This window comes from Bacillus sp. RHFS10, from assembly GCF_016757475.1.
GTDB lineage: Bacteria > Bacillota > Bacilli > Bacillales > Bacillaceae > Bacillus > Bacillus subtilis_G.
The window spans coordinates 182,254-195,372 of sequence record NZ_JAESPO010000001.1 but is presented as its reverse complement, the minus strand read 5'-3'; the positions used below and the strand labels follow the sequence as shown (position 1 = coordinate 195,372).

Below are 13,119 nucleotides of genomic sequence, written 5' to 3'. Positions count from 1 at the left end.
TCATTTTCTCTTCATTTCATGCTGCAGTTTCATCAATGATTTTTCGAAGATGGCTATTTCTTCATCTGTAAACGTTTCGAACATATCACGCAGATATTCCTGCCTTTTTGTAATGACCTCTTGAATAATCCGTTCTCCTTCAGGCAGAAGATGTATCCGGACCACACGTCTGTCCGCCGGGTCCTTGACCCGCTCGACAAGCTCATTTTTTTGCATGCGGTCGATTAAATCCGTTGTCGTGCTGCATGCCAGATACATTTTGCCCGATAGTTCGCCGATTGTCATATCTCCTAGTTCATAAAGCCATTGCAGGCCGACAAATTGCGGCGGCGTAATTGCATATTGGTTAAGGATTTCTCGTCCTTTTTGCTTAATGATCGCGGCAATGTGGCGGAGTGACTTTTCAATATCCGCAACATGCTCCAAAGGTTTTGATGTCATTTGTCCATCCCTCACTCAAGGATCTCTTACGCACAAAAGCGTTCCGTGTCTATTTTCCTTCTTTTTTGAAGAAAATGCAAGACTCGCGCGAGAGAATTAGAGGACTTTAGGCAAACAACATCAAATAGAAAAATTTGTTGCTCTATACCTTGCCATCCAAGTTCTGCATAGCATTCCAAATATGGTTTCAAACGTTCCAAACAAACAGCAATAACCGGCTCCTTCCTGAAAAGAAGGAATACCGGCAAGGATTAAAGCTCTAGCTCACCCATTCTAAGAAGCTCAACAACGGCTTGCGAACGCCCTTTCACACCCAATTTCTGCATGGCATTTGAAATATGGTTTCGAACGGTTTTCTCACTGATAAATAGCTCGCTTGCAATCTCCTTTGTTGTCTTATCTTGAACGAGCAATTCGAACACTTCTCTTTCTCTTTTCGTTAGCAGCGGCTTCGATTGAAATTCTTTCTCCTTCAAGTATTGTAACCCTCCTTGCTAAGGTGAGAGCGAATCAGAAACGAATGGGTTTTGATATAGTCAAGATATCTTATGTAAGAAGGGCACAGGAGGTGACGTTTACAAGAGAATTAGTTTATGGTGTATGGAGCAGCGTTTCTTTCTCCTCATCCGTCCAGCTGACAGTCTTGCCGCTTTCCTTTGAAACTTGGACCATCACAACTGCTCCGGTGAAGCAGGGCTCGCCTTCCCGATTTTCTCCGAGATAATGCAAGGTAAGGGATGAGCTGCCGACGGCGCTTGTTTTCACATAGATACGCAGCTCTTCATAAGGCATGACTTGGCGCAGATAATCGCATTGCTGGCTTGCCACGACCGTCATAGTCTGTTTGTTTTGATTCATCATATTCAGCTTTTTAAAATAAGAAATCCGCGCCTCCTCAAAGTATATAAAAGGCGTTACATTATTCATATGTCCAAACATGTCCGTCTCGGAAAATCGCACGGATACTTCATTAAAAAAAGAAAAGGACACCTTCCATTGTTGAAACGGCATATCAATATAAGCGGGAAGCTTCATCTTTACTCATCTCCTTATTAAAAAAACCTCTCCCATGCGGAAGAGGTTTTTTCTTCTTATACTCTGTCGCTTCCGAAGAAATTGCGGAACGCTTGTAAGTTTGTATCTCTATTTAAGGCTGCAATCGAAGTGGTGAGCGGGATGCCTTTCGGGCAAGATTGAACGCAGTTTTGCGAGTTGCCGCAATCTCCAAGGCCGCCTTCATCCATCAGTGCGTCTAACCGCTCAGATTTATTCATGGCGCCTGTCGGATGTGCGTTAAACAGGCGGACTTGAGACATCGGTGCCGGCCCCATGAACTTCGATTTGCTGTTCACATTCGGGCAGGCTTCGAGGCAGACGCCGCACGTCATGCATTTTGATAATTCATATGCCCATTGACGGCGTTTTTCCGGCATTCTCGGCCCCGGTCCCAAATCGTGCGTACCGTCAATCGGTATCCACGCTTTTACTTTTTTCAATGAATCAAACATTCTGCTCCGGTCAACCTGCAAATCACGCACGACCGGGAACGTTTTCATTGGTTTTAAGCGGATCGGCTGTTCAAGCTGGTCGATAAGCGCCGTACAAGACTGGCGTGGCTTTCCGTTTATGACCATTGAACATGCGCCGCACACTTCTTCAAGACAGTTCATGTCCCATGTAACAGGGGTTGTCTTTTCACCTTTAACGTTAACCGGATTCCTGCGTATTTCCATCAGAGCGGAAATGACGTTTAGGTTCGGGCGGTATGGAACCTCAAATTCTTCATCGTAAGGCGTGCTGTCGGTTGTATCTTGCCGTGTGATAATAAATCGTATCGTTTTTTGTTCACTCATGATTATTTCGCCACCTTCTTCTTCGAGTAATCCCGTTTCCGAGGCGTTATCAGTGATACATCGACATCCTGATACTCAAATTCTGGCGCTTCATACGGGCTTACATGTTTAGCCATTGTTGTTTTGAGCCATTCATCATCATTACGTTCAGGATAATCCGGTTTATAATGGGCGCCCCTGCTTTCATTGCGGTTGTAAGCGCCAAGGGTAACCACCCTCGCAAGCTGAAGCATGTTCGAGAACTGGCGTGTGAACATCGCCCCCTGATTGCTCCATTTTGTCGTATCATTGATGTTAATCTTTTTAAACCGCTCCATTAATTCCTGAATTTTGTCATCCGTTTTCAAAAGCTTATCGTTATGGCGGACAACCGTTACGTTTGCCGTCATCCACTCACCGAGTTCTTTGTGAAGGACATAGGCATTTTCGGTTCCGTCCATGCTCATAATGTCAGCCCATTTTTCTTCTTCTTTTTTGACGTGAGCGTCGAATAAAGAGGAAGACATGTCTTCTGCTGAAGATTCTAAGCCGTTTACATATTTCACGGCATTCGGTCCGGCCACCATTCCCCCGTATATCGCGGAGAGCAGGGAGTTCGCTCCCAAGCGGTTGCCGCCGTGCATAGAGTAATCACATTCCCCAGCCGCAAACAGTCCCGGGATGTTTGTCATTTGATTGTAATCCACCCATAAACCGCCCATTGAGTAATGAACCGCCGGGAAGATTTTCATTGGAAGCTTCCGCGGGTCATCTCCCATGAACTTCTCATAAATTTCAATGATGCCGCCGAGCTTAATGTCAAGCTCTTTGGGATCTTTATGGGACAGATCAAGATACACCATGTTTTCACCATTAATGCCGAGCTTCTGGTTGACACACACATCAAATATTTCGCGTGTCGCTATATCACGCGGCACCAAGTTTCCGTAAGCTGGGTATTTTTCTTCCAGGAAATACCACGGTTTCCCGTCTTTATATGTCCACACGCGTCCGCCTTCACCGCGCGCCGATTCACTCATCAGTCTTAGTTTGTCATCGCCCGGTATGGCTGTCGGGTGAATTTGAATGAATTCTCCGTTTGCATAATACGCTCCCTGCTGATAAACGATCGACGCAGCAGATCCTGTATTAATCATGGAGTTGGTCGATTTTCCAAAAATGATCCCCGGTCCGCCCGTCGCCATGATGACAGCGTCTGAACGGAAGGATTCAATTTGCATGTTTGTCAGGTTTTGCGCAACAATTCCGCGGCAGGTTCTGTCATCATCCAATACAGCGCCAAGGAATTCCCAGCCTTCGTATTTTGTAACCAGACCCGCAACTTCGTATCTGCGCACTTGCTCGTCCAGTGCGTAAAGCAGCTGCTGTCCCGTTGTCGCACCCGCATAAGCTGTTCTGTGGTGCTGTGTACCCCCGAATCGGCGGAAATCCAGCAGGCCCTCAGGCGTCCGGTTAAACATGACGCCCATCCGGTCTAATAAGTGGATGATAGAAGGCGCTGCGTCACACATCGCTTTGACCGGCGGCTGGTTCGCAAGAAAATCTCCCCCGTATACAGTGTCATCAAAATGCTCCCACGGAGAGTCGCCTTCCCCTTTTGTGTTGACCGCTCCGTTTATGCCGCCTTGCGCGCAAACCGAATGAGAACGTTTGACAGGAACGATGGAAAAAAGCTTAACCGCCATTCCTGATTCCGCTGCTTTAATTGTCGCCATGAGGCCGGCAAGACCCCCGCCGACTACGATAATGCTTGATTGACTCATGATAGCCCCTCTCCCTCTAGTAATCTAGTACTCTTATACAAATGCGAAAATCGCTTTTAAGCCTACGTATGACAGTGCAACAAAAATAATCAGCGTAACGTATGTCGAAATTCTTTGAGAACGAGGCGTTACCGTAATGCCCCATGTAACAGCGAAAGACCATAAACCGTTCGAGAAGTGGAAAATTGTTGATAAAACACCGACAATGTAGAAGCCAAGCATAGCCGGAGAGCTCAAAATATTCGCCATCATGTCGAAATTGACCTCAGCGCCCATTTGTGCTGCAATACGGGTTTCCCACACATGCCAACTGACGAAAATGAGGGTGATGATACCGGTTACACGCTGCAGGACGAAGAGCCAATTTCTCATATAGCTGTATTGACCTGCGTTATTTTTTGCAGTAAACGCTATGTACACACCATAAACTGCATGATAAATTAATGGTAAGAAGATAATAAAAATTTCCAATGCATACCTGAAAGGCAGACTATCCATAAAATGAGCAGCACTATTGAATGCTTCAGCGCCCCTTGCGGCAAACTGGTTGACGACTAAATGCTGAATGAGAAAGATGCCGACCGGTATGACGCCAAGCAAGGAATGCAATCTTCGAAAATAAAACTCTCTGTTCCCAGACATTACTTTACCCCCTGTTTGATAAGTGCGAAATGTGCTAAATCTCTTCCCCCACTTCTTTCAATTGTAAGCACTTTATTAAGATTTATTGACAATTTCATTTTACTCCTCCCTCAAAAGGGCGTCAAGAAAACGCGTACATAAATTACAATTTTCCGAATTAATTAGTTGATTTAAAAATTTTATTTTATCAATATATATTTCTCCCTTAATTTTTCATAAGAATTACAGGATCATTCTGTAATCCTCCCCCCTCTTTGGGCTATAATATACGAAGGAGAGAGGGGAGACAGCTATGAAGTCTAAATTTGAAGGATCTATTGACAATCTAAAAGAAATTGAAATGAACGCCTATGCCTACGAACTAATACGAGAGATCGTTCTCCCAGATATGCTTGGCCAAGATTACTCTTCCATGATGTATTGGGCAGGGAAACATCTCGCCCGTAAGTTTCCTCTTGAATCATGGGAGGAATTTCCGGCCTTCTTTGAAGAAGCGGGCTGGGGAACCCTCACTAACACAAGCGCTAAAAAACAGGAGCTTGAATTTGAACTTGAAGGGCCGATCATTTCCAACCGCCTTAAACATCAGAAAGAACCATGCTTTCAGCTTGAAGCTGGTTTTATCGCTGAACAAATTCAATTGATGAATGACCAGATTGCCGAATCATATGAACAAGTGAAAAAGAGAGCCGATAAAGTGGTTCTGACTGTGAAATGGGATATGAAAGACCCTGTGTAATCAAAAAGGCGGTGACTGCATAGTCCCGCCTTTTTTGATTACACAGCTGAAGGGTGTTTTGAAAGCTCAAATGCATCGTGCAGCGCTTCGACCGCTTTCACCATGTCATTTTCGCTTACGACTGTTGACACTTTGATTTCAGATGTGCTAACCATCTTGATTAAAATGTTTTTTTCCGCCAGTACAGCAAACATTTCAGCCGCTACACCAGGATTTGATACCATACCTGATCCGACAATGGATACTTTAGCCAGCTTGCTTTCTGTCTCGATTTTCTCAAATTCCAGCGCGCCTTTGTACTCTTCAAGCACCTCAACAGTCTGGTCCGCGTCTTCAGATTTAACAGAGAAGGAAATCCCGGCATCATGGTCTCCCGCCTGCGTTTGGATAATGATATCCACGTTAATATTTCTTTTGGCAAGCGTTGTAAAAATGGTAGACAAAGTGGTTAGGCCGCTTGTCAGCCCGTAGATTGTTACCCTTGTGATTTGATCTTCGAACGCAATGCCTCTGACAATTAAATTCTGCTCCATGGATGATTCCTCCTCAATTAATGTCCCCGCTTCTGTTTCTGTACTTGAACGCACTTCTAACGGCAATTGGTAATTTTTCGCGAATTCAACAGCTCTCGGATGAAGAACGCCGGCGCCTAAATTGGCAAGCTCAAGCATTTCATCGTATGAGATTCCGGCAAGCTTTCTCGCTGATTTCACATACCGCGGATCGGTTGTAAACACGCCGGGCACGTCGGTGTATATGTCACATTTATCCGCTTTTAATGCGGCAGCCAAAGCGACCGCTGTTGTGTCTGAACCGCCCCGGCCCAATGTCGTGATTTCACAATCCTCCGTCATGCCTTGGAATCCCGCGACAATCACAACCTTTCCTTGCTCAAGCTGGCTTGCTAAAACTGTAGTGTCGATATCTGTAATTCTGGCGTTTCCGTGTACGGATTCCGTGCGGATTCCCGCCTGCCAGCCAGTATAGGACACCGCGTCATAGCCTTTTTCCTGCAGCGCCATTGAAAGCAGGGAAATCGTGACCTGTTCGCCTGTCGCCAGCAGCATATCCATTTCGCGTTTGCTCGGCTGATCGGTGATGTCTTTTGCAAGGCTGACCAATGCGTCAGTCGATTTCCCCATAGCTGAAACGACTACGACGACTTGATGGCCTTTCTGTTTTTCCGCGATGACGCGGTTTGCCGCATTATTAATTTTTTCGACTGAGCCGACGGAAGTACCTCCGAATTTTTGTACGATTAGACCCATGAATGACCACCCTTTACATTTTGGTTCGTGCGGGTGAGGAGAAAGAGCGCTTTGTCCACAATAAAAAAAGCAATGAGAGGAATTTGCTCTCATTGCTTATCAATTAATCATCATGAATGATTATGAACAACGAGATAGCCCTCCAAGAAAATGATTTCTTGACAGCCTTACATTTATTCAATGCACGGCCAGCAAATAACACCGATGGGATTTTATTTGCTTCGGCGACCTCCCCTTTCAGCCTTTTTCACGGAATCCATCTTTCTCCAAAGGCTTACTCTTGAAGTTCGCACCTCTATCTTCACCATATAACACGATCTAACTATGAAATTAGTTCACATTTTATCAGATCTTTTTTAAAAGGACAACATTATTTTTGCAATTTGTCGTAAAGGAGCTGAGCCGCCGCTGCGGGAACACCCGCTTTTTTGAGGTCCTCAAGGCTTGCTTCCTTCATTTTTTTAACAGAACCGAAATGCTTTAACAGCATTTTCTTTCTTTTCTCTCCGATACCCGGAATGTCGTCCAATACGGATTGAAACGCGCTTTTACCGCGGATTTGCCTGTGAAAGCTGATCGCGAACCGGTGCACCTCGTCCTGGATGCGCTGCAGAAGATAAAATTCCTGGCTGTTTCGTTCCAGATACACCGCCTCCAGCGGATCCCCGATGAGTAAATTTGAGGTTCTGTGTTTTTCGTCTTTCGCTAAACCGGCAATGGGAATATCCAGACCGAGTTCATTTTCAATGACATCCCTTGCAGCGTTGATCTGCCCTTTTCCTCCGTCAATGATGATCAGATCAGGCAGCGGCAGGTTTTCACGAAGCACTCTTGAATAACGCCTTCTGACGACCTCTCTCATTGAGCCGTAATCATCCGGGCCTGTAACGGTTTTGATTTTATATTTGCGGTATTCCCTTTTGTTCGGTTTGCCGTCGATAAACACGATCATCGCGGAAACCGGGTTTGTCCCCTGTATGTTTGAGTTATCAAACGCTTCGATTCTGTGAGGCGTATAAATATTCAAGGCTTCACCGAGCTTCTGCACAGCCCCGATTGAGCGCTCCTCATCCCGTTCGATTAAGGAGAATTTTTCTTTCAGCGCGATTTTCGCATTTTTATGGGCCAGCATGAGCAGTTCTTTTTTTGGGCCTTTTTTCGGCTGGTGGACGTTTGTTTCCAGCAGCTGCTCAATCATGGATTGATCTACGCTGTCCGGAACTAAAATTTCCTTTGGAAGGAAGTGGTTGTTTTTTGAATAGAACTGCCCGATGAACGTAAGGAACTCTTCATCAGCTTCCTGATAGAGCGGGAACATGCTGACATCGCGTTCAATGAGCTTTCCTTGCCGGATGAAAAAGACCTGTACGCACATCCAGCCCTTATCATATGCGTAAGCGAATACGTCACGGTCGACTAAATCGTTCATCGTCATTTTTTGTTTTTCCATTGTTGAGTCAATATGGGCCATTTGGTCGCGAAGCTCTTTTGCCCTTTCAAACTCAAGATTCTCCGCAGCCTCATGCATTTTCTCTTCAAGCTCTTTTTTGACATCATTATAGCCGCCCTTTAAGAATCGGGTAATGCTTTCAACCAGCTCTCTGTTCGTCTCTTCGGAAATATCCTTTACGCAAGGAGCGAGACATTGGCCCAGATGATAGTAAAGGCACACTCTGTCCGGCAGTTTGGAGCATTTTCTGAGAGGATACAGACGGTCGAGCAGTTTTTTTGTTTCCCTTGCTGCTTGCACATTCGGGTACGGCCCAAAATAGCGCCCTTTGTCTTTTTTGACATTGCGGGTGACAACCAGCCTTGGATGGCGTTCGTGGGTGAGTTTTATAAAAGGGTAGGTTTTATCGTCTTTCAGCATGACATTGTATTTCGGATCATGCTTTTTGATCAAATTCATTTCTAAAATAAGCGCTTCGAGATTAGAGGACGTCACGATATATTCAAAATCCTCGATTTCCGTCACAAGCCTTTGTGTTTTCGCATCGTGAGAACCGGTGAAGTAGGAGCGCACTCTGTTTTTCAGCACTTTCGCTTTTCCTACGTAGATCACAGTCTGCTGTCGGTCCTTCATCAGATAACATCCGGGCTGATCAGGAAGGAGGGCGAGTTTTTCTTTCAGTTGTTTGTTCATATGTTACCCTTCCTTATATTTAGTCCTTTGTTTCCAGTTTAACACGAACGTTTGTTTTTCTCTATGATTCACAATTGACGAATAAAAAAAGCGATCCCTCAATCGGAATCGCTCTGGCATGTAAGCAGCCGTAAATTAAAGATGTTTGTTTACAAGCTCTTGAAGCGCTTCTTTCGGTTTGAAGCCGACAGAAGTTTCAACAACTTCTCCGTCTTTTAACACAAGAAGTGTCGGGATGCTCATAACGCCGTATTTTCCGGCTGTTTCTTGGTTTTCATCCACATCGATTTTTACGATTTTCAGTTTGTCTCCCATTTCTTGATCCAGTTCTTCAAGAACAGGCGCAATCATTTTACAAGGTCCGCACCAAGGAGCCCAGAAGTCAGCCAGTACGACGCCTTCGCTTGTTTCAGCTGGGAAAGATTGATCAGTTGCTTTTACGATAGCCATTATTGAATTCCTCCAATTGTGAATGATGATTTTTAGTATAGCATCTCCCATTCGTTCACGCTATTTTAATGCTTACAAATTATTTTTTCCTGAGCACAATCGGTTTACTCATTTTTATCTGGATTGAATGGGATATGTCACTTTTATTAAAACACGAATCTGATAATTGCCCCGATCACTACAATAGCCCCGATGATCATTAGAATTGTACGAAGCATAAGCTAACATCTCCTCTTCACTGTCATGTACTTTACCATGCCCTCCCGGAGCTGTTTTAAAACCTGAAAAAGAGCGCCGGCATGAAGCTCCGGCGCTCTCGCGCGATTAAGAATCCGCACGCAGCGTGAGTAAGACGACCGACATGGGCGGCAGTTTTACTTTCAGTTTGTTTTTGTTGAGGGTATATCGGCTGAAAGATTCCGGTTTGACGTGATGAGGATCGTCAAACGTGTTATGCGCATTCATTTTTTCTGCCGTGAGAATGAATCCGGAATGGTCCGCAGTCTTGTTAAGACCTCTCAGCTCAATTTCGGCCTCCGCTTTGTTTTGATGGTCGATGTTGCAAATCGTGATATTGATATCACCTTCCGCATGTTTCGTTGCTGAAATACTGATTTGCGGCAGCGTTTCCCCCTTCCATTCATAGGCAGCGGAGGTTGTTTCAGTGTCTAAAAGAGAAGCATTCTGGTGTACCTTAAACATATCAAATACATGGTACGTCGGTGTCAAAAGCATCCGCTCTCCCTCAGTCAAAATCATCGCTTGAAGAACGTTTACCGTTTGGGCGATGTTGGTCATTTGCACCCTGCGGCAATGCTGATGGAAAATGTGGAAATGAGAAGCCGCGACCAGTGCATCACGAATGGTGTTTTGCTGATAAAGGAATCCAGGGTTCGTGCCTGGCTCAGGATCAAACCACGTGCCCCATTCGTCAATAATCAGCCCGACCCGCTGCTCCGGGTCGTACCGGTCCATAATCGTACCGTGTTTTTGAATCAATTCATCGATGTATTTGGCTTTTTTCATCGTAATGAACCATTCATCCTCCGTGAATTCTGTCGCTGATCCTTTGCCCTTCCAGAAATCACCCGGAATCGTGTAATAATGAAGGCTCAATCCGTCCATCAGGCCGGCGGCTTTTTTCATGAGCACGTCCGTCCAATTAAAGTCATCTACATTTGCACCGCCTGCAATTTTATAGATTTCATTGCCGCTGTAATTGCGGACATAGGTTTGAAAACGCCGGTACAGATCAGCATAGTATTCAGGGTGCATGTTTCCGCCGCAACCCCAGTTTTCATTGCCCACACCGAAATATTTCAGCTTCCAGGGCTCCTCTCTTCCATTTTGTATTCTCCAGTCTGACATCGGCGTGCCTGCATCAAACGTCATATACTCGATCCATTCCGCCATTTCCTGAACGGTTCCGCTTCCGACATTTCCGCAAATATAAGGCTCGCATTCAAGCAGCTCGCAAAGCATCATAAATTCATGCGTTCCGAATTCATTTGATTCAACTGTTCCGCCCCAGTGCGTGTTAAGCATCGTCTTTCGGTCACCGACACCGTTTGCCCAATGGTATTCGTCCGCAAAACACCCGCCCGGCCATCTGAGGACGGGAATGTGAAGCTGCTTGAGCGCTTCCAGCACATCCTTTCGTATTCCGTTTATATTGGGAATGCTTGAGTCCGATCCGACCCAAATCCCCTCATAAATCCCTCTTCCTAAATGCTCCGCAAAATGACCGTATATATTTTTGTTAATGGTTCCTTTTACAATATCTGTCTGGATCACTGCTTGATGTTTAGACATGCCTGATCATTCCTTTCATACGAATATGAAAAGCACCACAGTCAAATATGTGATCTGTCTTTTGTCTGAGGAGTCAGCATGAATGTAAGCGCTTTTAAAGTAACCATATTATATATGTTCGTACATGTCAACGATATTTTTCGTTATATATTTATTTGTACGTATGTATTTAAACATATAAAAAACCCCGAACTTCAGCAGTCCGGGGTTTCCTTTACGAGTGAATATTTAATTGTTTGAATTCCTCAGTTAATAATGGAACCACTTCAAATAAATCGCCTATGATGCCATAATCCGCTATTTTAAAAATATCGGCTTCAGGATCTTTATTGATGGCGACAATGACCTTGCTGTTTGACATGCCGGCTAAATGCTGGATGGCGCCGGAAATGCCGCAGGCGATGTACAAATCCGGGGTGACGACTTTCCCGGTCTGCCCGATCTGGAGAGCGTAATCGCAATAGTCAGCGTCGCACGCCCCGCGAGAAGCTCCGACTGCGGCTCCCAGCACCTCGGCAAGCTCCTGCAGCGGCTGAAATCCTTCCTTGCTTTTGACTCCGCGGCCGCCCGCAACGATAATTTTGGCTTCGGAGAGATCAACGCCGTCCGCTGTTTTTTTCACGATCTCTTGGATAACGGTGCGGAGGTCAGTAAGAGAAACATCAACGCTTTCAATACTCCCCGACCTGCCGGCGTCTATTTCTGAAGCTTGAATGTTATTGGGACGAATCGTTGCAAAAATCATGGGATCGGTTGAAATCACACGTTCAAATGCTTTTCCCGAGTAAATCGGCCTTGTGAATACGACATTTTCTCCGGTAACGCTTACATCTGTAGCATCAGAAATTAAGCTTGTTTGCAGCCGGGCCGCAAGTTTTGGTGAGAGATCCTTGCCCATTGCCGTGTGCCCGCATATGACCGAATCGGGCTTTTCTTGGTCAATAATGACCCTCATGACCTGGCTGTATCCGTCTGCCGTATAGGCTTTCAGCTTCGGATCCTCGGCTGTGAGAACTTTATCTGCTCCGTAATGGATAAGCTCCTGTGCAATGTTTTGTACATTTTCTCCGATGAGAACACCGATGACTTCTCCATCGCCTGAAATGGTTCTTCCTGCAGCTAATGCTTCAAAGGTGACATTCCGCAATTCTCCATCGCGAATTTCTCCGAGTACGATCACTTTTTTTCCCATTCTAACATCCCCCTGTTTCTTTGAATGTCCAAGCTTTATATGACTTTAGCTTCGCTGCGGAGCAATGAGACGAGCTCTTTTGCCTGTTCGGCAGGATCACCTTGGAGAAGCTTCCCGGCTTCTTTTTTCGGCGGCAGAAAACGTTCAATGGTTTTCATTTTTGGTTCGGCATCCTCTTCGTCAAGATCAAGATCATCAAGCTCTAGCTCTTCAAGTGGTTTTTTCTTGGCCTTCATAATGCCCGGAAGCGATGGGTAACGCGGTTCGTTTAAACCCTGCTGAGCTGTGACAAGCAATGGAAGTGTGGTTTTGATTTTCTCAACATCCCCTTCGACGTCCCTTTCTGCTTCTGCATCAGTGCCATTGATTTCGAGTTTGGTGATCGTAGTGATGCACGGAATATCCAGCAGCTCGGCAAGCCGAGGCGCGACTTGTCCTGATCCTCCGTCAATGGCAACATTTCCGCCGAGAATTAAATCAAAATCTTGATCCTTCATATAGTGGTATAAAACTTGAGAAATGGAATATTGGTCGGGTTCTTCAAGATCATCTTCTATGTTGATTAAAACGGCTTGGTCACATCCCATGGCAAGCGCCGTACGCAATTCCTTTTCCGCTTCTTCACCGCCGACAGTGACGGCAGTGATCGTGCCGCCGTGCTTTTCCTTCAGCTGGATGGCTTCTTCTATCGCGTACTCGTCGTATGGATTAATGATCCATTCCGCTCCGTCATCCTGAATCTTTCCTGCTTCAATGACGATTTTTTCTTCTGTGTCAAACGTCCGTTTCATCAGTACAAATAGATTCATGATCATA

13 protein-coding genes and 1 riboswitch are annotated in these 13,119 nt (G+C 45.4%); of the genes, 1 reads left to right on the top strand and 12 read right to left on the bottom strand.

The genetic code is table 11. The features are described from left to right. The 6 genes from JMN17_RS00930 to sdhC all read right to left on the bottom strand — a co-directional run bounded on the left by JMN17_RS00930 (nucleotide 1) and on the right by sdhC (nucleotide 4,699). Nucleotides 1-441, bottom strand: coding sequence for a MarR family winged helix-turn-helix transcriptional regulator (locus tag JMN17_RS00930; protein ID WP_003222521.1), 441 nt, complete (start codon nucleotides 439-441; stop codon nucleotides 1-3). Nucleotides 442-692: 251 nt separating this feature from the next. Then, entirely contained in the window at nucleotides 693-917 is a 225-nt protein-coding gene (gene gerE / locus JMN17_RS00925) for a spore germination transcription factor GerE (protein ID WP_003184172.1), read from the bottom strand. Between the two features lie 115 nt (nucleotides 918-1,032). Next, nucleotides 1,033-1,476 (bottom strand): acyl-CoA thioesterase, encoded by a 444-nt coding sequence (locus JMN17_RS00920; RefSeq protein WP_202327001.1) that lies wholly within the window; start codon nucleotides 1,474-1,476, stop codon nucleotides 1,033-1,035. A 56-nt stretch (nucleotides 1,477-1,532) separates the two neighbouring features. Beyond that, nucleotides 1,533-2,294 carry a succinate dehydrogenase iron-sulfur subunit gene (sdhB, locus tag JMN17_RS00915; RefSeq protein WP_087992358.1) on the bottom strand — a complete coding sequence of 254 codons (762 nt, stop codon included), beginning with the start codon at nucleotides 2,292-2,294 and terminating at the stop codon, nucleotides 1,533-1,535. 2 nt (nucleotides 2,295-2,296) lie between these two features. Next, nucleotides 2,297-4,057 carry a succinate dehydrogenase flavoprotein subunit gene (gene sdhA / locus JMN17_RS00910; protein ID WP_087992359.1) on the bottom strand — a complete coding sequence of 587 codons (1,761 nt, stop codon included), beginning with the start codon at nucleotides 4,055-4,057 and terminating at the stop codon, nucleotides 2,297-2,299. Nucleotides 4,058-4,090: 33 nt separating this feature from the next. After that, a complete protein-coding gene (gene sdhC, locus JMN17_RS00905) occupies nucleotides 4,091-4,699 on the bottom strand; it encodes a succinate dehydrogenase cytochrome B558 (RefSeq protein WP_003222512.1) in 609 nt (202 codons plus the stop codon). 292 nt (nucleotides 4,700-4,991) lie between these two features. Between sdhC and JMN17_RS00900 the strand changes: the two genes are divergently transcribed. Further along, a complete protein-coding gene (locus JMN17_RS00900; RefSeq protein ID WP_087992360.1) occupies nucleotides 4,992-5,438 on the top strand; it encodes a YslB family protein in 447 nt (148 codons plus the stop codon). A gap of 38 nt (nucleotides 5,439-5,476) precedes the next feature. Here JMN17_RS00900 and JMN17_RS00895 read toward each other — a convergent pair whose 3' ends face one another. The 6 genes from JMN17_RS00895 to etfB all read right to left on the bottom strand — a co-directional run bounded on the left by JMN17_RS00895 (nucleotide 5,477) and on the right by etfB (nucleotide 13,112). Then, complete coding sequence (locus JMN17_RS00895; protein ID WP_202326999.1) at nucleotides 5,477-6,706, bottom strand: aspartate kinase; 1,230 nt, start codon at nucleotides 6,704-6,706, stop codon at nucleotides 5,477-5,479. Nucleotides 6,707-6,833: 127 nt separating this feature from the next. Then, nucleotides 6,834-7,012: riboswitch (Lysine riboswitch) on the bottom strand. A gap of 64 nt (nucleotides 7,013-7,076) precedes the next feature. Next, on the bottom strand, nucleotides 7,077-8,849 hold the full coding sequence (gene uvrC / locus JMN17_RS00890; RefSeq protein WP_202326997.1) for an excinuclease ABC subunit UvrC: 1,773 nt from the start codon (nucleotides 8,847-8,849) through the stop codon (nucleotides 7,077-7,079). Nucleotides 8,850-8,984: 135 nt separating this feature from the next. Beyond that, nucleotides 8,985-9,299, bottom strand: a complete 315-nt coding sequence (gene trxA / locus JMN17_RS00885; protein ID WP_087992363.1) for a thioredoxin — start codon at nucleotides 9,297-9,299, stop codon at nucleotides 8,985-8,987. 324 nt (nucleotides 9,300-9,623) lie between these two features. Beyond that, the gene (gene abfB / locus JMN17_RS00880; protein WP_202326995.1) at nucleotides 9,624-11,111 is read right to left on the bottom strand and encodes an alpha-L-arabinofuranosidase AbfB; all 1,488 of its coding nucleotides are present in this window, start codon (nucleotides 11,109-11,111) and stop codon (nucleotides 9,624-9,626) included. 214 nt (nucleotides 11,112-11,325) lie between these two features. Continuing rightward, nucleotides 11,326-12,303 (bottom strand): electron transfer flavoprotein subunit alpha, encoded by a 978-nt coding sequence (gene etfA / locus JMN17_RS00875; protein ID WP_087992365.1) that lies wholly within the window; start codon nucleotides 12,301-12,303, stop codon nucleotides 11,326-11,328. Nucleotides 12,304-12,338: 35 nt separating this feature from the next. After that, on the bottom strand, nucleotides 12,339-13,112 hold the full coding sequence (etfB, locus tag JMN17_RS00870) for an electron transfer flavoprotein subunit beta (RefSeq protein WP_087992366.1): 774 nt from the start codon (nucleotides 13,110-13,112) through the stop codon (nucleotides 12,339-12,341). Nucleotides 13,113-13,119: the final 7 nt, after the last annotated feature.

What these genes read in the sequence shown, in the direction of transcription:
- etfA (WP_087992365.1), bottom strand. Translation starts at nt 12,303, where the DNA reads ATGGGAAAAAAAGTGATCGTACTCGGAGAAATTCGCGATGGAGAATTG.
- uvrC (WP_202326997.1), bottom strand. Translation starts at nt 8,849, where the DNA reads ATGAACAAACAACTGAAAGAAAAACTCGCCCTCCTTCCTGATCAGCCC.
- sdhB (WP_087992358.1), bottom strand. Translation starts at nt 2,294, where the DNA reads ATGAGTGAACAAAAAACGATACGATTTATTATCACACGGCAAGATACA.
- JMN17_RS00900 (WP_087992360.1), top strand. Translation starts at nt 4,992, where the DNA reads ATGAAGTCTAAATTTGAAGGATCTATTGACAATCTAAAAGAAATTGAA.
- etfB (WP_087992366.1), bottom strand. Translation starts at nt 13,112, where the DNA reads ATGAATCTATTTGTACTGATGAAACGGACGTTTGACACAGAAGAAAAA.
- sdhA (WP_087992359.1), bottom strand. Translation starts at nt 4,057, where the DNA reads ATGAGTCAATCAAGCATTATCGTAGTCGGCGGGGGTCTTGCCGGCCTC.
- JMN17_RS00920 (WP_202327001.1), bottom strand. Translation starts at nt 1,476, where the DNA reads ATGAAGCTTCCCGCTTATATTGATATGCCGTTTCAACAATGGAAGGTG.
- sdhC (WP_003222512.1), bottom strand. Translation starts at nt 4,699, where the DNA reads ATGTCTGGGAACAGAGAGTTTTATTTTCGAAGATTGCATTCCTTGCTT.
- JMN17_RS00930 (WP_003222521.1), bottom strand. Translation starts at nt 441, where the DNA reads ATGACATCAAAACCTTTGGAGCATGTTGCGGATATTGAAAAGTCACTC.
- abfB (WP_202326995.1), bottom strand. Translation starts at nt 11,111, where the DNA reads ATGTCTAAACATCAAGCAGTGATCCAGACAGATATTGTAAAAGGAACC.
- JMN17_RS00895 (WP_202326999.1), bottom strand. Translation starts at nt 6,706, where the DNA reads ATGGGTCTAATCGTACAAAAATTCGGAGGTACTTCCGTCGGCTCAGTC.
- trxA (WP_087992363.1), bottom strand. Translation starts at nt 9,299, where the DNA reads ATGGCTATCGTAAAAGCAACTGATCAATCTTTCCCAGCTGAAACAAGC.